This is a genomic window from Xylophilus sp. GW821-FHT01B05 (assembly GCA_038961845.1).
Classification (GTDB): Bacteria; Pseudomonadota; Gammaproteobacteria; order Burkholderiales; family Burkholderiaceae_C; genus Xylophilus.
Genome location: CP152408.1, coordinates 4,217,734 through 4,239,600 on the forward strand (window position 1 = coordinate 4,217,734; position 21,867 = coordinate 4,239,600).

Genomic DNA, 21,867 nt, shown 5'->3' on the forward strand with positions numbered 1-21,867 from the left:
GTATTGAGCGAGGGGCGGCCGTGAGCATCAGCCGTACAGGAACTTGGCGGGCCACATGATCAGCGGCGGGAACAGCACCATGAGGAACATCATCCCGAACTCCGCATAGGCAAAAGGGATCACGCCGCGGATGACGTCATCCATCTTCATGCGGCCCACGCCGGCCACCACGTTGAGCACCGTGCCCACCGGCGGCGTGATCAGCCCGATCGAGTTGTTGATGATGAACAGCACACCGAAGTACACCGGGTCAATGCCCGCGGCCTTGACCACCGGCATCAGCACCGGCGTCAGGATCAGGATGGTGGGCGTCATGTCCATGGCCGTGCCCACCGCCATCACCAGCACCATGATCACCACCATCAGCAGCGTCGGGCTGTCGATCAGCGGCTGAAGCAACGCCACCAGCTTGCCCGGCAAATCAGCCACGGTGATCAGCCAGGCGCTGACCATGGCGGCGGCCACCAGGAACATCACCACCGCACTGGTCTTGGCGGCCGACACCAGCACGCCATAGAGCTGCGAGGGCTTCAGCTCGCGGTAGACCACGGTGGCGACGAAGGTTGCGTAGACCGCCGCCACCACCGCGGCCTCGGTCGGCGTGAAGACGCCAAAGCGCAGGCCCACCAGGATGATCAAAGGCAGCATCAACGCCCAGGTTGCCTCGCGCAGCGCCTGCAGCACATCGCGCGTGCTGCGGCGCGGTGGCGGCTCGACCTTCTCCTTGCGCACCAGCCACCACCAGGTGATCCAGAGCGACAAGCCGATCAAAATGCCCGGGAAGATGCCGGCCAAAAACAACTTGGAGATCGACACATTGGCCGCCACGCCAAAGATCACAAAGCCGATCGATGGCGGGATGATCGGCCCGATCACGCCGGCCGCCGCAATCAGGCCGCCCGAGCGCGCCTTGTCATGGCCGGCGGCCACCATCATCGGTATCAGCAGCGCCGACAGCGCCGCCGCATCGGCCACCGCCGAGCCCGACAGCGCCGACAGCACGCAGGCCGCGATGATGGCCACATAGCCCAGGCCGCCGCGCACATGGCCGACCACCGCCAGCGCCAGGTTGACGATGCGCCTGGACAAGCCGCCCTGGTTCATCGCCTCGCCCGCCAGCATGAAGAAAGGCACGGCCAGCAGCGGAAAACTGTCGGCGCCGTTGATCACGTTCTGCGCCAGGATCTGCGCGTCGAACAGGTCCAGGTGCCACATCAGCGCCACGCCGCACAGCAGCAGCGCGAAGGCAATCGGCACACCAATGGCCATGGCACCCAGCAGCGAGCCGAGGAAGATCGCAATGGTCATGGCTCAGTCCCCTTGCGCGCAGCTGCGCTGCCCTGGGCGTCGCGCTGGGCCAGCTCGGCGTTGATGCGGTCGATGTCGGCCTGCTCTTCTGACTCATGCACCTGCACCAGCTCGTCATCGCGCAGCTGGCCGCTCAGGGCGCGCCACAGGCCGTGCAGCAGAAACGCCAGCGCCGACACGCCAAACACCACGCCCACGCCATAGAACAGCGCCACCGATGCGCCGGTGGTAGGCGCGCTCACGTCCCAGTTGATCAGCATCTGCTGCCAGCTGCCGGCAAGCAGCAGCCAGCAGGCCCACAGCATCAGCAGGTGCGCCACCACCAGGCACAGCTTCTTGCCCCACACCGGCAGGCGGCTGATCAGCATGTCGGTGCCCAGGTGCCCGTGCTCGCGCACTGCGACGATGGCGCCCAGGAAGGTCATCCACACAAACAGCCAGCGCGACACCTCCTCCGACACCGAGATGCCCGAATTGAAGCCATAGCGCAGCACCACATTGCCAAACACCATCAGCACCATGACGGCCAGGCAGGCAGCCATGACCGCCTCCAGCAGCCGGCAGTAGCCGTCAAAAATCTTTGCCGTCACCTTGTTTGTCTCCCGCGCGCCGGGCGCTGTTGGAATGGCTTCTGGTCGTTGATCGTTCGCCTTGAGGCTTCAGGCGCGAATTTTGCGGGCCTCGCTCCCATTCAAGAGCAAGCGCCTTGGCCTTTCGTACGATGATTGAACGCCTCTGTGCGATGATCATCTGTAACTCGCGTTACTCCTAAGCTCACCTCCAGGCGCCCCATGACCACCCCCTCCCCGCTCGACAAGCGCGACTGGATCGCCGGCATAGAAAAAGGCCTGCGCATCCTCGAAGCCTTCGACACCGCGCATGCGCGCCTGAACGCATCCGACGCCGGCAAGCTCACCGGCCTGACGCGCACCGCCGCGCGGCGCCATCTGTTGACGCTGGCGCACATGGGCTATGTCGGCACCGACGGCAAGCTGTTCTGGCTCACGCCGCGCGTGCTGCGCCTGGGGCAGGCGTACCTGGATTCGTCGCGGCTGGCGCGCATCGTCCAGCCCTTTCTGCAGCGCATCACCACCGGCACGCAAGAGGTCGCCTACCTGAGCGTGATGGACGACGACGACGTGGTCTTCATCGCCCGCAGCGGCGCCAACCGCGCGATGAACACCGGCTTTGTGCTGGGCGCGCGCATGCCGGCACAGGTGACAGCCGCCGGCATGCTGCTGCTGGCGCAGCGCGAGCCGGAAGACATCTCTGCCTGGCTGGAGACACACCCGCTGAAAGCCTTCACCTCCTACACCGTGGCCAGCAAGGAGCGCCTGCACGTGGAGCTGATGCGCATCCGCCACCTGGGCTACGCCATGTCAGAGCAGCAGATCGACCTGCACTACCGCGGCGTAGCCGTGGCCCTGCGCGACGGCAAGGGCCATGTGGTGGGCGCGGTGAATGTCACCATGCCGATGGGGCAGGAAAGCAGCGAGGATGCGGTGGCAAGGGTGCTGCCGGTACTGCGCGAGACTACGCAGGCGATGCGGAACTTGCTCTAGTGTCGCGTCAAGCGTGATCTGCCGGTGCGCGCTTGCCCTCGCCGCGCATTGCTGCGTTGCAGCCCTTGACCAGGCGTAAAGCCTGGGCTGCGGCCCGCGCCTTGCACTGCACGCCGATGTCTTCGCGCCCATCCGTCACCTCACGCTTGACGCGACACCAGCAAGAAAATCAAACGCCCGACGCGCGGCCCAGCCCCAACTTCTCCATGGCCTCGTGTGCCTCCACCACCATCGTCGCCACTTCGGCCACGGTCACGCGCAAGGCCGTGGCGCGCGAGCGCATGTGCTCGTAGGCCTTGCTCTCCGACAGGTTCTGCGTTTCAGTGAGCAGGCGCACCGCCTTCTCGATCTGCCGGCGCGAGCGGATGGTGTCTTCCAGCTTGTTCACCTTGCTCTGCAACCGCTCCTGATAGCCGCGCGACGAGCGCGCCAGCACCAGAGTACTCAGCACGCCCGACGAACGAAACGGCCGTGTGATGACGCCGTGGGCGCTGGTGTCGAGCAGCAGCTTCAGGGTCGTCGGACTCTCGTAGTCCGACAGCGCCACAAGCGTGGCTTCGACCGCGCTGGCGCTCCAGCTTGCGCTGCCCTGCAGCTCCTGCGACACCTGGAAGAAGATCACGTCACAGCCCGTCGGTGGCTCAGCCGGGAACGGCCAGATCACCTTGAGGCGGCAGCCGATGCGCTTGAGCTGGTCGAGCAGCACGTCCCGGTCTTCGCCCGGCGGGTACACCACCGCAACGCAGATGCTGCGAAGGTCGTCGTAGAGGCGGCGCAGGCTGCTCATCCTGTCAGCTCAGCCAGAAGTCGGAGAAACCGAAGGTCGACAGGTAGGGGTCAGGCTTCACCGGCTCCGCGCCCTGCCACACGATATCGAACTGCCCATCGGCGCGGCACACGCCGATGCGCGGGGTCAGCATGCAGTGGTTGTTTTCGGGATCGACCGAGAGCGGGCCTTCGGGCGACTCGAAACGCACGCTGTGCGAGGCCTTCACCAGCTTGCGCGTGTCCAGGCTGCCGGTGCGCTCCAGCGTGCGCGCGAACAGGTGTACCTGGCTGTACGCCATCTCCGACCAGGTGCTGGTGGGCCGGTCGCCGAAACGCGCGCGCCAGCGCTCGACGAAGCGTGCATTGCTCGCGTTCTGCAGCGAGCCGAAATACGTTGCGGCCGTAATGTGGCCTTCGCAGATACCGGCACCGGTGAGGCGCACTTCCTCCTCGGCCATCGACAGGCTTGCGATCGGCATGCGCGCCGGGTCCAGGCCGTGCTCGCGGTAGATCTGATAAAAGCGCCGCGCCGACTCGCCCACCATGGTGGAGAACACCACGTCAGGCTGCGCTGCCACGATGTCGCGTATCACCTCTTGCAGTTCGGGCTCGGTGGCTTCGAGCGGCAGGTAGATCTCGTCGAGAATCTCGCCGCCGTGCTGCTCCACCATCTCTCGCATGACGCGGTTGGATTCGCGCGGATAGATGTAGTCCGCCCCCAGCAGGAAGAAGCGCGTGCCCCGGTTCTTCAGCAGGTAGGCCGCAAGCTGTGCACTGTTCTGGTTGGGCACGGCGCCGGTATAGATCACGTTGGGCGAATATTCGAAGCCTTCGTAGAACGAGCAATACCAGAGCAAGGCGTTGCTGCGCTCGATCACCGGCAGCACGGCTTTGCGGCTCGACGAGCGCGAGCAGCCGAACACCACGTTGACTTCGTCTTCGAGCAGCAGCCGCGTGGCCAGCCGGCGGTATTCGCCAGAGTCGCCTTTTGGATCGTAGGCGATGGGCAGCAGCGGCCGGTCGAGTACGCCGCCCAGGCTGTTGATCTCCTCGATCGCCAGCGCCGTGCCAAAGAAGTGCTCCGACTCGGTCACGCCCGTGGCGCCTGAGCGCGAGTACAGCACGCCAATGCGCCAGCCGTCTTCGGCAGAGGTATCTGTGTCAGTGACCATCGGCGTGTCCTTCATCGGTCGAACAGGGTTTGCAGAGAGAGCGCGTCGCGATCCTCCTGCAGTGCCAGTATGAGCAGGATACGTGCCTTCTGCGGGCTCAGATTGTCGGCAAAGACCGCGCCCGCGTCCTTGAGCGTACTCCCGCCGCCGACAAAACCGTAGCTGGGGCGCACGCGGCCGTTGGGTACGCGGGTCGATATCACCACCGCAACGCCATGGGTGATGGCCCATTCAATGGCCTCGAACATCGCGGTGTTGACGTTGCCCAGGCCCAGTGCCTGTACCACGATGCCGCGCGCGCCCTGCGCCACGGCGGCGCGCAACATCGCGCCGCTGGCACCGCCGTACATGGCAACGATTTCGATCGGGGGCAGAACGCCACCGCGCAACGGCAGATGCTGACGCCGCAGGGGCGAGCGCGAGAACACCACGCGGTCATCGTCGATTGAACCGAGCAGGCCGAAATCGCCTGACTTGAATGACTCGACATCGGCCGTATGGGTCTTGCTGACTTCGCGCGCAGCGTGGATCTGGTTGTTCATCGCAACCATCACGCCGCGGCCTCGTGCCTCGGGCGCAAGGCAGACGCGCACAGCATTACGCAGGTTGCGCGGGCCATCGAAATCCGACGCCGAAGCGTTGCGCTGCGCACCGGCCAGCACCACGGGCTTGACGGCGTCCAGCGTCAAGTCAAGGAACCAGGCCGCCTCCTCCAGCGTGTCGGTGCCGTGCGAGACGATCACGCCGGCCACGTCGTCACGCGCGAGCGCAGTCTTGACGGCACAGTTCAACAGCGCCCAGTCGTCAGGGCCCATGTGATCCGAGGGCTTGTTGCAGAGATCGATCACCTCCAGCCGTGCCAACTCGGCAAGGCCTGGCACCACGGCCAGCAGGTCTTCGCCCGACAGGGCCGGCAGAGGCACCTGGCGCACCGGATCGATCTTCATCGCGATGGTGCCGCCGGTGGCGATAAGCACACAGGTGGGTAGCGTCATACGCGCAAGTGCTCAAACACATGCTCGGCCGCGCCGGCAGCCTTCGCATCGCCCTCGTCAATCAGGTCGCCCTGCTTCAGCACCACGTAGCGGTCGGCCACCTGCAGCGCAAAAGGCACGTTCTGCTCAATCACCAATAGCGTGGTGCCGCGCTGCGCACGCTCGTTCACCAACGCATTGGCGAGTCGGTCGATCACCGACGGCTGCAGCCCTTCGGTGATCTCGTCGAGAAGAATCAATGCCGGCCGCATCATGAGCGCACGCGCCAGCAGCAGCATCTTCTGCTCGCCGCCCGACAGCGTGCCGGCGTACTGCGGCAGCCGGCTCTTGAACACCGGGAACAGCGGCTCGATCGCGTCGAAGCGCTCGTCAAAATCGGATTCCTTCGCCAGGCCCAGCCGCAGGTTGTCGCGAATGCTGAGGTCGGCAAACAGCGCATGCTCCTGCGCCGCATACGCGATGCCCTGGCGTGCGATGCGGTGCGGTGGCATGCGAGTGATGTCCTTGCCGCCCAGATGGATGCTGCCGGCTTTCTTCGGCAGGTAGCCCATCACGGTCTTGAGCAAGGTGCTCTTGCCCATGCCGTTCTTGCCCAGCAGCGCAACCGCTTCGCCCGCTCCCACGCTCAGCGACAGCCCGCGCAGCACCACCGACTCGCGGTAGCCGCTGGTGATGCCGTCGAGCTTCAATGCGGCCTGTGTCATGCGGCCTCCTTCACTGCATGGGCGCTGCCCGAATAGATGGTCTTCACCAGCGGCGAATTCACCACCTCGCGAAAGCTGCCCTGCATGACGATCGCGCCCTGGTGCAGCACTACGATGCGGGTGGCAACTTCCTCGACGAAATCGAGGTCATGCTCCACCAGCAGGCAACACAACTGGTAGCGGTGCGCCAACGACGACAGAATCTCGCCAACCTGCGTGCGCTCGGTCTTGGTCAGGCCCGCGGTCGGTTCGTCGAGCAGCACGATGCGCGGCTTCAGCGCCAGCACCATAGCCAGCTCCAGCGCCTGCTGCTCGCCGTGCGACAGGTCACGCGCCACGGTCGAGAGCTTTGCCTCGAGGCCTGTGGTGCGCACCACCTCCAGCGCGTAGGGCGGCAGCTTGAGCGTTCCGCTTCGCCGCATCAGCGACGGCCATTCGAGCAAAGTGCCAGCAATGCGCAGGCACTCGGCGACCGTCAGAGACTCGAAGATATTGGCGTTCTGGAACTTGCGACCCAGGCCGAAGCGCACACAGTCCTCGGGTGGCAACTGGCGAATGTCCTTGCCGCACAGCGTCACCGTGCCCGAGCTGCGATCCGCGCCGTCGCTCATGCAGCGCATCAGCGTGGTCTTGCCAGCCCCGTTGGGGCCTATGAGGCCGACCAGCTCACCTGCACGCGCTTCCAGGTCTATGCCCTGCAGCACCTTGAGCGAGCCAAAGTTGCGCGTGACCTGGTGCATCTGCAGTGCGGGCACTGCGTCCTGCGTGCCCACTGCATCGAGTGGGCGCTCAGCCAGCGCCGGTACACGCGCACCGATTCGTCCCAGACCGAAAGGCTTGAGCAGCAAAGGCACCAGCCCTTGCGGCAGCAGCACGATCACCAGCACGAAGGCCACGCCCAGAATCAACTGCCACGCAAACGGCATGCTGCTGCTCAGGTAGGCCGTGGCCACGTTGATGAGCACCGCACCGATCAGCGGCCCCCACAGCGTGCCGCGCCCGCCCAGCGCCACCCAGATCACCAGCTCGGTGCCAAGCGCGAAGCCTGTCAGCTCTGGCGCCACCACGCCGCTGAAGGCGCCGTAGCCGAAGCCCGCCAGGCCTGCCACTACGGCCATGACCACCAGCAGCGCGATCTTCACCAGCGCGGTGGAGATACCAAGATAGGTACAGCGCGATTCGTTGTCGCGGATGGCGGCCAACACTCGGCCCGCATCACTGCGCACCAGCAACCAGCCCAGCACGCCGAACAGCAGCAGCATCGCGCCCGAAATCCAATACCACGCTTCCATCGACAGATCGAAGCTGTCATAACCCGTGAGGCCCGAGCTGGAACCCGTCCATTCGCCGCCCGACAGCAGCAACTGTGTCAGCACAATGGGCAGCACAAGCGAAATCACGGTCGCGAAGAAGGGCGACGCGCCGCGATAGAAGGAGAGCCATCCGACCAGCGCCCCCACCGCCGCGCACGCCAGCACGGCCGCGCCAAAAGCCAGCAACACCATCGGTGTGCTGAAGCCGCCGTGTGTGAAGACCAGGCCCGCCGCATACGCGCCGATGCCGAAGAATGCCGACTGGCCAAAGGTGAGATAGCCCGTGTAGCCCCACAGCACATCGACCGTGATGGCCGCGATCGCGAAGAAGAAGGCCTTGATCAGGACATTCAACAGATAGGTGTCGAACAGCCACGGCCCGGCAACGAGCAGGGCCACACCGATCGCACCGAGCACCGCGATGCCACGGCCCGATTGCAATTTTTTACGCACGGAAGAAGAAGGCGATCCCGCCACGGTGACAGCCTCAGCCACGTGCAAACCCCTTGGGACGGATGCGCAGCGTCACGGCCGCCAACACTGCAATCGTCAAGCCACCGAGCACCGGGTTCGCATAGGTGCTCACCAATACCTGGCAGGCGCCAAAGACAAGGCAGGTGGCCAGCAGGCTCAGCATTGAATGGCCCGACACCATCACCAGCATGAAGGCGCTCACCAGCCAGGGCAGCCCCATGTTCGGGTCTACGCTCGACAGCGGCGTGATCATCGTGCCGGCCAGTGTGCCTAGCCCGGCCCCCAGGCTGAAGGTGACGAAGCGCACGCCGCCCGAATGAATGCCCAGCCCGCTCGCCAGCTCCTCGTTCATGATCACGGCGCGCGTGCGAATGCCAAAGCGCGTTCCGTTCAACAAGCCCGTGAGCAGCAGGCACAGCGCAATGGCAATCGGCACCAGCAGCAGCCGGTAGGCCGAGTAGTCCACGCCAAGCACCGCCCATGTGCCGGCCAGCGGCGCATCAACAAACTGCACCTCGCGCCCGAAGCCCATCACGATGAGCTGCCCGATGATGATGCCCAGGCCCCAGGTCGCAAGGATGGCGTCTAGCGGCCGCTTGTAGAGCGGCCTCACGATCAGCCACTCCACCAGCATGCCCACCAGCACGCCGGCCACGAACGCGAGCGGCCAGCTCAACCACGGGTCCAGCTTCAGCTGTGTGACCACGTAGCTCGCGTAGCCACCGAGCGTGAGCAAGGCGCCATGCGCAAAGTTCACGATCTTCATGACCCCGAAGATCATCAGTAGCCCCGCAGTGACGACGAACAACATCGCCGCCGTCGTGAGCAAGTCCAGCAATAGCACCATGAGAGTTTCCGGGTTCTTCTTCAGCGAGCGCGGGCCGTTCTTAGTTGAGCTTGGGGCACTGTGCGCCCGGGCTTACATTGGCAAAGGTCTCCAGGATCTTGATCGATCCGTCACCCTGCACCTGGCCCAGACGCATCGACAGCGGCGTGTGGCGGCTGCTGTTCATGGACACCGCACCACGCGGGCCGGTGTATGAGACCTCGCTCAGCGCCTGGTTCACCTTGGCTGCATCCGTAGAGCCGGCCTTCTCGACCGCCGCCTTGTAGAGGAAGAAGGCTTCGTACTGCGGCTCGGAGAGTTCATTGGGTGTCTTGAGTTCAGCACCAAATTTCTTCGTCAGGGCGTCGATGAAGGCCTTGTTCTGCGGCGAGTCGATGCTGGTGAGATAGGACGCCGACATGTACAAACCCGTGGCCACATCGCCCATGGTCTTGGCTGTGCCTTCGTCGATGGCCAGGTTGCCGTAGGGCAGCGACAGCCCAGCACCCTTGAGCTGTTTGGCGAGCGAGACATTGGGCGCGCCGCCCGCCGTGGCGCTGATCAGTGCGTCTGGCTTGGCGGCACGGATTTTTGACACCACCGAGGTCCAGTCACTGCCATCGATGGGCAGGTATTCTTCGCCAATCACCTTGCCGCCCTGCTTCTCGATGTACTTCTTGGTGAAGTCGAGCATGCCGCGGCCAAAGGCGTAATCGTTGCCGACCAGGAAGAAGGTCTTCGCGTTCTTGCTCTTGGCAAAGTAGTCGACCACCGGGGCCACCTGCTGCTCGGGCACCCAGCCGTTCACGTGCATCCAGTTGTTGCACGAACGGCCTTCATAGAACGAGGTGTAGATGTAGGGCACCTTGCCCTTGCTGATCACGGGTAGCGCAGCATTGCGTGCGGCGCTGGTCTCCATGGCGATGATGGCCTGGACCTTCTTCTGGAACACCAGCGTGTCAAAGGCTTTCTGCGCCCCAACCGCACCGGAGGCGTCGTCGGCAATTTCCAGCTCCACCTGGCGACCCAGGATGCCGCCAGCCGCATTGATCTGCTCGACCGCAAGCTGCGACGACTGCACGACGGCCGGCGCGACCACGCTGTTGGCCCCCGACAGGCCCACAGCCACACCGATGCGGATCGGATCGGCAGCATGGGCGCCGGCAGCTAGCAAGGCCACGGCGGCGCAGGCACCGATACGCGTGAAGGATGACAAAAATCTTTTCATGGCGAAGTCCTCAGGTGGGTTGATGGGAGCAGAAAAAAGAAGGCGCTCAGTGCCTCGGCAACGGCCAGCCGGTGCCCAGCATCGGGTCGTAGACGTCGTCGCGGCGATCCCTCAGCACATGGTTGAAGCTGTTGAGATGACGCCCCTGGCGCGAAGCCTTGAGGTTGATGCGTGCGTACAAAATCTCTTCGCGGTCGGGCGACGCAGGCCCGGCCAGCGGCCATCCCTGCGCGCCCACGATCAGGCTCTGCCCGATGAAGGGCTGGCCGCGTTCGGTGCCGATGCGGTTGGCGCAGACGATGCTCAGGCCATTGCCGTGCGCGCTCGCCATCGCCAGCGTGACGGCCATCGCAGGCTGGTCGGCCGGCTGGCCCGGCATGGGCACCCAATTGGTTGGCATGCACACGATGTCCGCGCCCTGCATGGCAAGCAGGCGGTACATCTCCGGGAACCAGCCGTCGTAACAGATCAGCACGCCCAGGCGGCCGTGTTCGGTGTGGAACACGGGCACGCCCTTGTCGCCGTGTTCGAAGATCAGGTGCTCGTCACCCCACAGGTGCAGCTTGCGGTAGGTGCCGAGCCATCCCTGCGGCCCGATGACCACGGCCGCGTTGTAGAGGCGATCGCCTTCACGCTCCGCAATGCCCGCGACCACGTGTACCTTGCAGCGCCGCGCCACCTCGATCCAGGCTTGCGTGCTCGGGCCATCAGGTACGGCCTCGGCGAGTGCAAAGGCCTCGGCGCGGCTCTCGAAGACGTAGCCGCTATTGGCCAGCTCGGGCAGCACCACGATCGATGCGCCCTGAGCGGCAGCCTCCTCGATGCTCTTGATCGAATGCGCGACGTTGTTGTCCTTGCGGCCCACGCGCGGCTCCATTTGCACGCTGGCTACGACCAGATCAGGGAAGGCCCGGCCTGTCGAAAAGACCTCGTCGGTCGATGTCATTGAAGCTCCAAAAACAAAAAAGCCCTCGACCACGCTTGCGCGTAATTCGAGGGCTTTCATAGCCGGTATGTAAAACAGCAATGTTGCTGTCCGAAGCAACCAATGCGGGTGCTGTCGTGGGGCCGGAGAATAGGGGAACTATTTTCGCGTGTCAAATTAAATTCGACTTCTTGCGCCCCTTCGGCTCAATGCCTATCAATGCTGAGTCAGTGGCAAGAAGATGCGCTCACTCCAGCCGCGCAACCTCACGCAAGTCCTCCGGCGTAGCGGTGCCAAAACCAAAAAACTCCAGGTAGGCCGGAATCATCTCGAACAGCATGTCGGTCCCCACCTGCACCGGGCAGCCCTTGGCACGGGCGGCCTGCAGCAGTGGCGTCCAGGTGGACTTCATCACCACCTCGCCCACGAAAGTCGTGGGCGCGATGCGGTCAATGTCGAAAGGCAGCGGGTCGCCCTCGCGCATGCCTAGCGGCGTGCCGTTAACCACGATGTCAAAGCCGGCGGGATCATTGGAGCCGGTGCTCACGCGCAACTGCGGGTAGTGCTCGCGCAGGCGCGCGGCCAGGCCTTCGCAAGAGGCTGTGTTCAAGTCGAACAAAGCCAGCTCCGCCACGCCCGCCGCCGCCAACGAGGCCGCGATGGCCGAGCCCACGCCGCCGCTGCCCGACACCAGCGCCCGTGCACCGCTCAGCTTGAAGCCCTTGCGCAGCACGCCGCGCACAAAGCCCGCGCCGTCGAACTGGTCGCCCAGCAGCGTGCCGTCGGGCCGCAGCAGGATGGCATTGGCCGCGCCGGCGATCAGCGCGGTGGGCGTGGCCTCGTCCACCAGCGCCATGGTGGTGGTCTTGTGCGGCATGGTCACCAGCGCGCCGCGGATATTGCTCATGCGGAACAACAGCGGCAGAAAGCTGCGGTAGTCCTCGGGCTTGACGCCCATGGGCACGACCACTGCGTCTATGCCCTGGCGCTCGAACCAGGGGTTGTAGATCATCGGCGCCTTGAAGCTCTCGGTCGGCCAGCCCAGGTGGGCGATGAGGGTGGTCTTGCCACTGATCATGGGAAACGCTTGCTCACGGACAACTCCGCCATCAATGGTGTTACGCGCCGCCCGCGACGCACGAAACAGGAAGACACAAGAGGTCGCGGAGCAGACCATGCGCGGACATCCGCGGAACTGGCTTTGCCAGGCCGCTGGATGTGTCCCCTGCAAGGGGGTTGGCGAAGACGCGAAGCGCGAAACCTGGGGGTGAGCTTCATTTCAGGGACGGCCCAGTTGCTCCATCGGCACCTTGTAGGTTTCACGCGCGGAGAAAGCCGCGAGCGCCGAGACAATGGAAGCTGCCGCCGTAAACACCGCCACCGGCACCCAGCCGTTGGGGCCGTCGCCGATGATGGCGGCGCTAATGGTGGGCGCGAAGCCGCCCAGCGCAAAGCCGATCTGCGTGCCGATGGCCATGCCCGACAGCCGCACGCGGGTGCTGAACATCTCGCCATAAAACGCCGGCCACACGCCATTGGCCGCGCTGTAGACCACGCCTGACAGCAGCAGGCCCAGCACAAAGATCATGGGCAGGTTGACCGTGCTGATCGCCCACATATAGGGCCAGATCAGCGCCGCCGAGCCGAGCGAGCCCAGGATGAACACCGGCTTGCGCCCGATGCGGTCCGACAGCGTGGCCCACAGCGGGATCGCGCCCAGCGCCACCACATTGGCCAGCACCAGCACCGTGAGCATGGTGGCGCGCGGGATGTGCATGGTGTTGACCGCATAAGACAGCGTGAACACGCTGAAGATGGTGCTCACCACCGACACCAGCGCGGCAAACACCACGCGCAGCACATCAGGCGTGTGCGAGCGGAACAGGTCCACCACCGGCATGCGGTTCTTGTCATTTGCCTTCTTGTCTTCCTGCTGGAAAGCTGGCGTCTCCGGCAGCGTGCGCCGCACCCAGAAGCCCACCGCCACCACGATGGCGCTCAGGAAGAAGGGAATGCGCCAGCCCCAGGACAGCAGTTGGTCCTCTGGCAAGGCCGAGATCGGGATGAACACCAGCGTCGCCAAAATCAGCCCGGCCTGCGTGCCCGACAGCGTGAAGCTGGTGAAGAAGGCGCGGCGGTGCGCCGGCGAATGCTCCAGCGTCATCGAGTTGGCACCCGCCTGCTCACCCGCGGCAGAGATGCCCTGCAGCAAACGCAGCAACACCAGCAGCAGCGGCGCGGCAATGCCGATCTGGTGGTAGGTCGGCAAGAGCCCGATGCCGAAGGTAGAGATGCCCATCAACAGCAGCGTGAAGGTCAGCACCTTCTTGCGGCCGAACTTGTCGCCCACGTGGCCCAGGATCAGCGCGCCAAAGGGGCGCGTGATGTAGGCCACGCCAAAGGTGGCAAAGGCGGCGATGCTGCCCAGCTTGGGATCGAACGAGGGGAAGAAGATCTTGCCGAACACCAGCGCCGCCGCCGTGCCGTAGATGAAGAAGTCGTAGTACTCGACGGCGCTGCCGATCCAGCTGGCAAACGCGGCCTTGCGCGGCGATTTGCCGCGGTCGGCCTGTGCCGCAGCGTTCTGCGTGGCGGTGGACATGGGGTGTCTCCTGTGGGGCTGAACGAAGAAAAAGATGGACGAGCCTCTGGTGGCCTGGCGGCGATCCGCGATCAGTCCGTGCACTGATCGTCCATAACATCTGGCGAATGTAGTGATTCAGCACCACGCAAGAAAGAAGGCCCACGCCAATCAGTACGATCATCGATCACCACAGTTCAATGATCGGCTGGAAATAGGGTTAGACCTAGGAAGCGCCTGTGGCGCTCAAACACCTCGTGGCCCTCCCCCACGAACCGTACAGACGAAAAAAAAGAGCGTTCAACAGAACGCTCTTCAACGAGGAGTCAGCCAGCACTTTCGTGCCATTTAACCCCGAAGCCAAGGCCACACCTTGGCTTTAAGCTACAGAGTCTGTAGCACTCGCAGGAAAAATCAGCTGCTCAATTAGCGCCAGTCACGGCGGCCGCCGCCGTGCCAGTGCGGGCCACCGCCCCAGTAACCGCGTGGGCCGTAGCCGCCACCGCCGTAATAGACGGGGCGCGGTGCGTAGTACACCGGCGGCGGCGCGTAGTACACCGGGCGCGGTGCCACATACACGGGCGCCGGGTTGTAGTAGACCGGTGCCGGGTTGTAGTAGACGGGCGGCGGCGGTGCGTAGTAGCCGGGGGCCGTGGCGCCGATGGCCACGCCAGGTACCGATACGCCAACCGACCAGGCCACATTGCCTGCATGCGCCACGCCCACGGTACCGAGCGATGCTGCCAGTACGGCTGCGCCAAGGGCGAGCCGGGTCGAGAGTTGCTTGATCATGATGGGATTTCCTTTCAACTGCGCAGTGAGAACCACGCCGTGGTGTAAGTAACGCATGAAACCCAGCCCCGGATGGCAGACCGGGCCACGGACTCGTGTCCAGTGGTAACGCTGCCGGCCAGCGCCCCCTCGGCGTCGCCCCCCGCGCCACAGGGGCAGGCCTGCCGCGCCACCGAATGGCGCCGTACCTTCGGTAACCGTCGTTGCAGTCCGGCGCAATGCGGCGGCGCCACCTAAAATCAGAGGATGACTTCTCCCTCCCATGGCGGATCGGCAGCCACTGTTGCCGCCACGCCCGCCGCAGAGACGGCGCCCGATGCCAGCAGCCGGCCCAGCAACTTCCTCCGCCAGATCATCGAGCAAGACCTCGGGCGCGGCAGCTATGCCCAGCGTCACTGGGGCGGCAGCCCGGGCGACGGCGCCCACCACGCCGCCGGCGGTGCCGACCCGGCCCGCGTGCGCATGCGCTTTCCGCCCGAGCCCAACGGCTACCTGCACATCGGCCACGCCAAGAGCATCTGCCTGAACTTCGAGCTGGCGCAAGAGTACGGCGGCGTCTGCCACCTGCGCTTCGATGACACCAACCCCGAGAAGGAAGAGCAGGAGTACGTAGACGCCATCGTCGACGCCGTGCACTGGCTGGGCTTTGACTGGCGCGCCAATGGCACCGAGCACCTGTACTACGCCAGCAACTACTTCGACTTCATGTACCGCGCGGCCGAGGCGCTGATCGAAGCCGGCCACGCCTACGTCGACGAGCAGACGCCCGAGCAGATGCGCGCCACCCGCGGCGACTTCAACACGCCCGGCACCAACAGCCCGTTCCGCAGCCGCACGCCGGCCGAGAACCTGGCGCGTTTCCGTGCCATGCAGGGCGGCCAGTTGCCCGACGGCGCGGCCGTGCTGCGCGCCAAGATCGACATGGCCTCGCCCAACATCAATCTGCGCGACCCATCGCTCTACCGCATCCGCCGCGCCACGCACCACAACACCGGCGACAAGTGGTGCATCTACCCGATGTACACCTTCGCGCACCCGATCGAGGACGCGCTGGAGAACATCACCCACAGCATCTGCACGCTCGAATTCGAAGACCAGCGCCCGTTCTACGACTGGCTACTCGAGCGCCTGATCGAAGCCAGGCTGCTCAATGCGCCGCCGCCACGGCAATATGAATTTGCACGGCTCAACGTGACCTACGTCATCACCAGCAAGCGCAAGCTGCGCCAACTGGTGGAAGAAGGCCATGTCAGCGGCTGGGACGACCCGCGCATGCCCACCATCGCCGGCCTGCGCCGGCGCGGCTACACGCCCGAGGCCATCCGCCTGTTCTGCGAGCGCAGCGGCGCCAGCAAGGCCGGCGGTTGGATTGATTACAGCTCGCTGGAAATCGCTCTGCGCGAAGACCAGGACGAAAAAGCCGCGCGCGCCATGGCCGTGCTGGACCCGGTCAAGCTGGTCATCAGCAATTGGGACGAGGTCATGGGCGCCGGCACGCTGGACGACTGCAGCGCCCCGGTGCACCCGCACCACCCGGACATGGGCCGGCGCAGCTTCAAGCTGGGCCGCGAGCTGTGGATAGAGCGCAGCGACTACGCCGCCGTGCCGCCCAAGGGCTTCTTCCGCCTGTTCCCGCCGCACACCACGGCCGACGGCACGGCCAAGCCCGGCAACAAGGTGCGCCTGAAGTACGGCCACGTCATCGAATGCACCGGCGCCACGCTGGACGCCAACGGCCAGGTGACCGAAGTGCAGGCCCTGCTGGTGCCCGACACCAAGAGCGGCACGCCCGGCGCTGACGCGGTCAAGGTCAAGGGCGTGATCACCTGGGTGGGCGCCAATGACGGCGTGCCGGTACAGGTACAGCTGTACGACCGCCTGTTTGCCGACCCGCACCCGGATGCGGGCGGGCGCGACTTCCTCGAAGCGCTCAACCCCGACAGCCTGCGCACGGTGCAAGCGTTGGTCGAGCCGGCATTGGCCCAGGCCACGCCGGGCAGCCGCTTCCAGTTCGAGCGCCACGGCTACTTTGTCGTGGACACCGGCTCGCCGGCCGGCGCACCGCCGGTCTTCAACCGCATCACCGGCCTGAAGGACAGCTGGGCGCGCTAAGGCGCCCAGCCCCACACGCCATGGCCACCACGACCAGCGCCGGCAGCAGGCCGGCAACCGCATCGACCGCCGGCCGCCGGCGCCGCATGGCGACCTTCCTGCAGCCCTACCGCTGGCAGATCGCGCTGGCGCTGCTGCTGCTGGCGCTGGCCGCGGGCACCACGCTGGTGTTTCCGGTGGCGCTGCGCAGCCTGGTCGACGGCGGCCTGGGCGCCGCCCAACCGGGCGACGGTCGCATGCAGGCGCTGCGCCAGCACTTCTTTGTGCTGTTTGGCGTGGTGGTGGCGCTGGGCGTGTTCTCGGCCGGGCGCTTCTATATGGTGAGCTGGCTGGGCGAGCGCGTGACCATGGACGTGCGCAACGCCGTCTACCGCCACGTGCTGCGCCAAAGCCCGCAGTTCTTCGAGACCACGCAAACCGGCGAGGTGCTGTCGCGCCTCACCGCCGACACCACCCTGGTGCAGACGGTGGTCGGCTCGTCGCTCAGCATGGGCCTGCGCAATGGCGTGATGGCCCTGGGCGCGCTGGCCATGCTGGTCTGGAGCCACCCCATGCTGATGCTGGCGGTGATCGGCATGCTGGCGCTGGTGATCATCCCCAGCGCCTGGTTTGGCCGGCGCGTACGCCAGCTCTCGCGCGCCAGCCAGGACCGCATTGCCGACGCCAGCGCCATCGCCGCCGAGGTGCTCAATGCCGTGCCGCTGGTGCAGGGCTACACCGCCGAAGAGCGGGAATCACAGCGCTTCACCCACTCCAACGAACGCGCATTTGCCACCGCCGTGCGGCGCAGCAAGGCGCGCTCCTTGCTGGTCGCCTTCGTCATCATCGCCACCAGCGCCGGCCTGCTGTGGGGCCTGTATGCCGGCACGCAAGCCGTGTTGCTGGGCCACATGACTGCCGGCGAACTGGGCCAGACCGTGGTCTACGCGCTGATCCTGGGCAGCGCCTCGGCCGTGCTGGGCGAGGTCTATGGCGATCTGCTGCGCGCCGCCGGCGCCGCAGAGCGGCTGATGGAGCTGCTGGAAAGCCGCTCGCCCATCCAGTCGCCGGCCGCGCCCGAAATGCCAAAATCATGGCAAAAAGTGCCCGAAGCCCAGGATACACGCCGGGGTATAGCTATTGATTTAGTAGCAGTTGATTTCCATTACCCGTCGCGCCCCACGCAGGCAGCGCTGCGTGCACTCACGCTGCACATAGCGCCCGGCGAAACCGTGGCCCTGGTCGGCCCGAGCGGCGCCGGCAAGACAACCGTGTTCCAGCTGCTGCAGCGCTTCTACGACCCGGACGCTGGCGCCGGCCGCGTCGAGCTCGACGGCATGGACGTGCGCCAGATGGACCTGCACACGCTGCGCAGCCGCATTGGCGTGGTGCCGCAAGACGCGGCGGTGTTCTCTGCCTCCGCGCGTGAAAACATCCGCTACGGCCGGCCCGAGGCGACCGACGCCGAGGTCGAGGCCGCCGCCCGCGCCGCCTTCGCACACGATTTTCTGAGTGCCCTGCCTGAGGGCTACGACACCTTCCTGGGCGAGCGCGGCGTGCGCCTGTCAGGCGGTCAGCGCCAGCGCATCGCCATCGCCCGGGCGTTGCTGAAAGACCCGCCCCTGCTGCTGCTGGACGAAGCCACCAGCGCGCTGGACGCCGAGAGCGAACGCATGGTGCAGGCCGCGCTGGACGCCGCCCTGCAGCGCGGCACCGGCCGCCGCACCACGCTGGTCATCGCCCACCGGCTGGCGACGGTGCAGAAGTCAGACCGCATCCTAGTGCTGGAGCACGGCCGCATCGTGGAAGAAGGCACGCATGCCACGCTGGTGGCGGCGGGTGGGGTGTATGCGCGCCTGGCGGCGCTGCAGTTCGAGGCCTGATCGGGGTCTTGCGCTCAAAGAGGAAACCGTTCGCCCTGAGCCTGTCGAAGGGCTCCCCTGGAGCTTCGACAAGCTAAGCCCGAACGGCCCAACAATACTATTAAATAGATAGCTATCAGCCCAGGCCACATAAGGGCTAGAGGCATATTTAACCCCTAAAACCCCTTGATAGACCTAGCGCTGCTTGCGCGCCCGCTCTTGCGCACGCCGCACCTGCCGGCTCGGCGCTGGCTGGCGCGCCAGCCATTGGGCCTGGCGGCGGCGCTCGATCCGGCGGCGGATAAAGCGCACCACCACGGCCGTGACCACCAAGGCCACCGCGCCCAAGACCATGCCACCCCATTGCTCGTTCATTGCAGTGTCTCGTTGAAAGCAGCGGGCACTGGCATCACGGTAATGCCCTCTTCCAGCAAGGCGCGGGCTTCGTCGGGCGAGGCCTTGCCGCGAATGCCGCGCTCGGCGGCTTCACCATGGTGGATGCGCCGTGCCTCGTCGGCAAAACGGTCGCCCACGTCCTCGGCATTGCGTACTGCCTGGCGCGCCTGCTTCCACCAGGCGGCCCGTAGCGCGGCGACTTCGGCAGAGGGTTCTGCCGAGACTTCGGTCGAAGCCGGCGCCGCAGCCGGCTTGGCGGAGTGCGCGGGTGCCGCCTCGATGCGGGAGGTAACCAGATTGAGCCTGGGCGCGCTCGGCAGCTTGGCGACTTCGCCATCGCCGCACACCGGGCAGGTGACCAGGCCACGGCCGCGCTGGTCCTGGTAGTCCTGCTCGGAGCCGAACCAGCCCTCAAAGCCATGCCCGTGCCCGCACTGCAGGCTCAGGACCTTCATGGAACGTCGCCTTCAGGCACCGGCTGCCAATCCAGCGTCCAGGCGCCGGACAGCAGGTTTTGCAGATGGACCACGCAGGCCAGCGTCTTGGCGTCGGTCACGCGGCCGTCGCGGCACCACTGCAGCAGTTCTTCGGGCGTGGCGGCAAAGACGTCAAGGAACTCGCCCGCATCCAGCGCCTGCTTGCCGGCCACCAGGCCGCGCGCAAAGTAGATGTGGATGATTTCGGTCGAATAGGCGATCGCCAGGTGCATGGCCCCGGCCCGTGCCCATTCACGCGCGGTGTAGCCGGTTTCTTCCAGCAGCTCGCGCCGGCCGCAGGCAAACGGGTCTTCACCCGCATCCAGCTTGCCGGCCGGGAACTCGACCATCACCTGGCCTATGGGGTAGCGAAACTGGCGCTCCAGCACCACCCGACCGTCGTCCAGCAGCGGGACGACGACAACAGCACCCGGGTGCACCACATATTCACGGGTGGCCGAGCCGCCATCAGGCAGGCGCACGGTATCGCGCCGGGCTTTCAGGAAGCGGCCCTCGAACAGCGACTCGCGGTCGAGCAAGCTCTCGGTCAGGTGAGATTCGTCTTGCATCGAGAGGGCCTTAGTCGCGTGTGCGCAAAAGATAGCGGTAGACGAAACCAGGGAAGGCCAGCGTCAGAAACAGCGCGCCGGTGACGGCATAGAACTCCCAGCCCTGCGGCGCGATCTGCCCTGCCCGCTTCTCCAGCAGCAGGGCCAGTGCACCCACCAGGAAGTAGCACAGCACCAGTTCGGCCAGGCGCAGCGCCAGCGTCTTCTTGCCGCGCGGCAGGGCCACCAGGCCCAGCACGCGCTGACTTGCAAACGGCAGGTTGGCCGCCACGAAGGCCAGCAGCAAAACCAGCCAGACCGAGAGCGTCAGCGACATGCGGCGAAAAAGCCCCTCAGGTGCCCAGCGTCTTGACGATGGCCTGGGCGCACAGCGCCATCAGGCCGCCCGGCAGCAGGCCCAGCGCCAGCACCAGCGCACCGTTAAGCGCCAGCACCACGCGGGCATCGGCGCCGGCGACGATGGGCGAGGTATCCACCGGCGCATCGAAGTACATGACCTTGACCACGCGGATGTAATAGAACGCGCCCACCAGCGACATCACCACGGCGAAGGCAGCCAGGCCAATATAGAGCGGCAGGCCCGAGGTGATCAGCGCCTGCAGCACTGCCAGCTTGGCGTAGAAGCCGACCATGGGCGGCACACCGGCCATGGAGAACATGCACACCGCCATCACGGCCGCGTACAGCGGGCTGCGCTGGTTCAGGCCAGCCAGGTCAGAGATCTCGTCGCTCTCGAAGCCCTTGCGCGACAGCAGCAGGATCACGCCGAAGGCGGCCAGCGTGGTGAGCACGTAGCTGACGATGTAGAACATGGCCGAGCTGTAGGCGTTGTAGGCCGAGGCGGCATCGCCGTGCACCACGCCCGACATCATGCCCAGCAGCACAAAGCCCATCTGCGAGATGGTCGAGTAGGCCAGCATGCGCTTGAGATTGCTCTGCGCAATGGCGGCCAGATTCCCCACCAGCAGCGAGGACACCGCCAGCACCGCCAGCATCTGCTGCCAGTCGATGGCCAGCGGCAGCAAGCCTTCCACCAGCAGGCGCATGGCCATGGCAAAAGCCGCGAACTTGGTCGCGCCGCCAATGATCAGCGTGATCGCCGTAGGCGCGCCCTGATAGACGTCGGGCACCCACATGTGGAACGGCGCCACGCCGAGCTTGAAGGCAATGCCGGCCACGATGAAGACCACGCCAAACACCAGGACCTGGTGGCGGATCTGGCCGCTGCTGATGGCCTTGAGCACCTGGCCCAGGTCCAGCGAGCCGGTCGCACCGTAGAGCATGGACAGGCCGTACAGCAGGAAGCCGCTGGCCATGGCGCCCAGTACGAAGTACTTCATCGCGGCTTCGGTAGCCGTGGTGTCGTCACGGCGCAGCGCCACCAGGGCGTAGCTGGAGAGCGTGAGCAACTCCAGGCCCAGGTAGATCACCAGGAAGTTGTTGCCGCCGATCATGACGAACATGCCCAGCAACGAGAACATGCCCAGGATGAACAGCTCGCCGCCGCGCATCATGTCGCGCTCGCTGGCGTAAGCGCGGGCATAGACCAGCGTGACCATCATGGCCACCGCGGCAAAGCACTTGAGCCAGTTGCCCATCGGGTCGCTGACGACCATGTTGGAGAAACCGTAGGCAGTCCCGCCTTGCGTCGCCTGCCAGCCGGCAATCAGCGCGGTGGCGGCCAGGGTCAGCAGCGTCAGGGTGTAGGTGAGCGTGCGGCGGGTGCCGGTCACGTTCAGATCGACCAGCGCGATCACGCAGGCCATCACCAGCAGCAGGATCTCCGGGGTCAGGGTGGCCCAGCCGAATGTGTCCATATCTCTTC

Annotated in this window: 22 protein-coding genes; 3 read left to right on the plus strand and 19 right to left on the minus strand. The window is 65.6% G+C overall.

The window, feature by feature from the left end:
• Positions 1 to 27: 27 nt before the first annotated feature.
• Together AAFF27_19630 and AAFF27_19635 are read right to left on the minus strand one after the other, a co-directional pair.
• Positions 28 to 1,308 carry a TRAP transporter large permease subunit gene (locus AAFF27_19630; GenBank protein XAH22212.1) on the minus strand — a complete coding sequence of 427 codons (1,281 nt, stop codon included), beginning with the start codon at positions 1,306 to 1,308 and terminating at the stop codon, positions 28 to 30.
• The gene (locus AAFF27_19635; GenBank protein ID XAH26272.1) at positions 1,305 to 1,850 is read right to left on the minus strand and encodes a TRAP transporter small permease; all 546 of its coding nucleotides are present in this window, start codon (positions 1,848 to 1,850) and stop codon (positions 1,305 to 1,307) included. Before AAFF27_19635 ends, AAFF27_19630 begins: the two co-directional genes overlap by 4 nt.
• A 249-nt stretch (positions 1,851 to 2,099) precedes the next feature.
• Here AAFF27_19635 and AAFF27_19640 point away from each other — a divergent pair, with 249 nt between their 5' ends.
• Positions 2,100 to 2,870 (plus strand): IclR family transcriptional regulator C-terminal domain-containing protein, encoded by a 771-nt coding sequence (locus tag AAFF27_19640; GenBank protein XAH22213.1) that lies wholly within the window; start codon positions 2,100 to 2,102, stop codon positions 2,868 to 2,870.
• A 7-nt stretch (positions 2,871 to 2,877) separates the two neighbouring features.
• On the opposite strand, the gene AAFF27_19645 is transcribed toward AAFF27_19640, so the two are convergent.
• The 12 genes from AAFF27_19645 to AAFF27_19700 all read right to left on the minus strand — a co-directional run bounded on the left by AAFF27_19645 (position 2,878) and on the right by AAFF27_19700 (position 14,648).
• The gene (locus AAFF27_19645; GenBank protein XAH22214.1) at positions 2,878 to 3,009 is read right to left on the minus strand and encodes a hypothetical protein; all 132 of its coding nucleotides are present in this window, start codon (positions 3,007 to 3,009) and stop codon (positions 2,878 to 2,880) included.
• A gap of 30 nt (positions 3,010 to 3,039) precedes the next feature.
• Entirely contained in the window at positions 3,040 to 3,657 is a 618-nt protein-coding gene (locus tag AAFF27_19650) for an ANTAR domain-containing protein (protein ID XAH22215.1), read from the minus strand.
• A 4-nt stretch (positions 3,658 to 3,661) separates the two neighbouring features.
• A complete protein-coding gene (locus AAFF27_19655; protein XAH22216.1) occupies positions 3,662 to 4,810 on the minus strand; it encodes a transporter substrate-binding domain-containing protein in 1,149 nt (382 codons plus the stop codon).
• Between the two features lie 11 nt (positions 4,811 to 4,821).
• Entirely contained in the window at positions 4,822 to 5,805 is a 984-nt protein-coding gene (locus tag AAFF27_19660; GenBank protein XAH22217.1) for an asparaginase, read from the minus strand.
• Complete coding sequence (locus AAFF27_19665) at positions 5,802 to 6,509, minus strand: ABC transporter ATP-binding protein (protein ID XAH22218.1); 708 nt, start codon at positions 6,507 to 6,509, stop codon at positions 5,802 to 5,804. Before AAFF27_19665 ends, AAFF27_19660 begins: the two co-directional genes overlap by 4 nt.
• Positions 6,506 to 8,275: an ATP-binding cassette domain-containing protein gene (locus AAFF27_19670; GenBank protein XAH26273.1), complete on the minus strand. Its 1,770-nt coding sequence runs from the start codon at positions 8,273 to 8,275 to the stop codon at positions 6,506 to 6,508. Before AAFF27_19670 ends, AAFF27_19665 begins: the two co-directional genes overlap by 4 nt.
• Before the next feature lie 34 nt (positions 8,276 to 8,309).
• Positions 8,310 to 9,143, minus strand: a complete 834-nt coding sequence (locus tag AAFF27_19675; protein XAH22219.1) for a branched-chain amino acid ABC transporter permease — start codon at positions 9,141 to 9,143, stop codon at positions 8,310 to 8,312.
• Between the two features lie 40 nt (positions 9,144 to 9,183).
• Complete coding sequence (locus AAFF27_19680; GenBank protein XAH22220.1) at positions 9,184 to 10,350, minus strand: substrate-binding protein; 1,167 nt, start codon at positions 10,348 to 10,350, stop codon at positions 9,184 to 9,186.
• A 46-nt stretch (positions 10,351 to 10,396) separates the two neighbouring features.
• Positions 10,397 to 11,296: a nitrilase family protein gene (locus tag AAFF27_19685; protein ID XAH22221.1), complete on the minus strand. Its 900-nt coding sequence runs from the start codon at positions 11,294 to 11,296 to the stop codon at positions 10,397 to 10,399.
• A gap of 226 nt (positions 11,297 to 11,522) precedes the next feature.
• A complete protein-coding gene (locus AAFF27_19690; GenBank protein ID XAH22222.1) occupies positions 11,523 to 12,353 on the minus strand; it encodes a shikimate dehydrogenase in 831 nt (276 codons plus the stop codon).
• Between the two features lie 201 nt (positions 12,354 to 12,554).
• The gene (locus AAFF27_19695; GenBank protein ID XAH22223.1) at positions 12,555 to 13,877 is read right to left on the minus strand and encodes an MFS transporter; all 1,323 of its coding nucleotides are present in this window, start codon (positions 13,875 to 13,877) and stop codon (positions 12,555 to 12,557) included.
• A 405-nt stretch (positions 13,878 to 14,282) separates the two neighbouring features.
• A complete protein-coding gene (locus tag AAFF27_19700; protein ID XAH22224.1) occupies positions 14,283 to 14,648 on the minus strand; it encodes a hypothetical protein in 366 nt (121 codons plus the stop codon).
• A 246-nt stretch (positions 14,649 to 14,894) separates the two neighbouring features.
• On the opposite strand from AAFF27_19700, the gene AAFF27_19705 reads away from it, so the two are divergent.
• Both AAFF27_19705 and AAFF27_19710 read left to right on the plus strand, forming a co-directional pair.
• Complete coding sequence (locus tag AAFF27_19705; protein XAH22225.1) at positions 14,895 to 16,760, plus strand: glutamine--tRNA ligase/YqeY domain fusion protein; 1,866 nt, start codon at positions 14,895 to 14,897, stop codon at positions 16,758 to 16,760.
• A gap of 86 nt (positions 16,761 to 16,846) precedes the next feature.
• Entirely contained in the window at positions 16,847 to 18,622 is a 1,776-nt protein-coding gene (locus AAFF27_19710) for an ABC transporter transmembrane domain-containing protein (GenBank protein XAH26274.1), read from the plus strand.
• A 174-nt stretch (positions 18,623 to 18,796) separates the two neighbouring features.
• On the opposite strand, the gene AAFF27_19715 is transcribed toward AAFF27_19710, so the two are convergent.
• From AAFF27_19715 to nuoN, 5 genes are read right to left on the minus strand one after another with little or no spacing between them, the layout of a single operon-like run.
• Complete coding sequence (locus tag AAFF27_19715) at positions 18,797 to 18,976, minus strand: hypothetical protein (protein XAH22226.1); 180 nt, start codon at positions 18,974 to 18,976, stop codon at positions 18,797 to 18,799.
• Positions 18,973 to 19,452 (minus strand): DUF1178 family protein, encoded by a 480-nt coding sequence (locus AAFF27_19720; GenBank protein XAH22227.1) that lies wholly within the window; start codon positions 19,450 to 19,452, stop codon positions 18,973 to 18,975. The genes AAFF27_19715 and AAFF27_19720 overlap by 4 nt, the downstream gene beginning before the upstream one ends.
• Positions 19,449 to 20,042: an NUDIX hydrolase gene (locus AAFF27_19725; protein XAH22228.1), complete on the minus strand. Its 594-nt coding sequence runs from the start codon at positions 20,040 to 20,042 to the stop codon at positions 19,449 to 19,451. Before AAFF27_19725 ends, AAFF27_19720 begins: the two co-directional genes overlap by 4 nt.
• Before the next feature lie 10 nt (positions 20,043 to 20,052).
• Entirely contained in the window at positions 20,053 to 20,358 is a 306-nt protein-coding gene (locus tag AAFF27_19730) for a DUF2818 family protein (GenBank protein XAH22229.1), read from the minus strand.
• A 16-nt stretch (positions 20,359 to 20,374) separates the two neighbouring features.
• Positions 20,375 to 21,859 (minus strand): NADH-quinone oxidoreductase subunit NuoN, encoded by a 1,485-nt coding sequence (gene nuoN, locus AAFF27_19735; GenBank protein XAH22230.1) that lies wholly within the window; start codon positions 21,857 to 21,859, stop codon positions 20,375 to 20,377.
• Positions 21,860 to 21,867 lie beyond the last annotated feature (8 nt).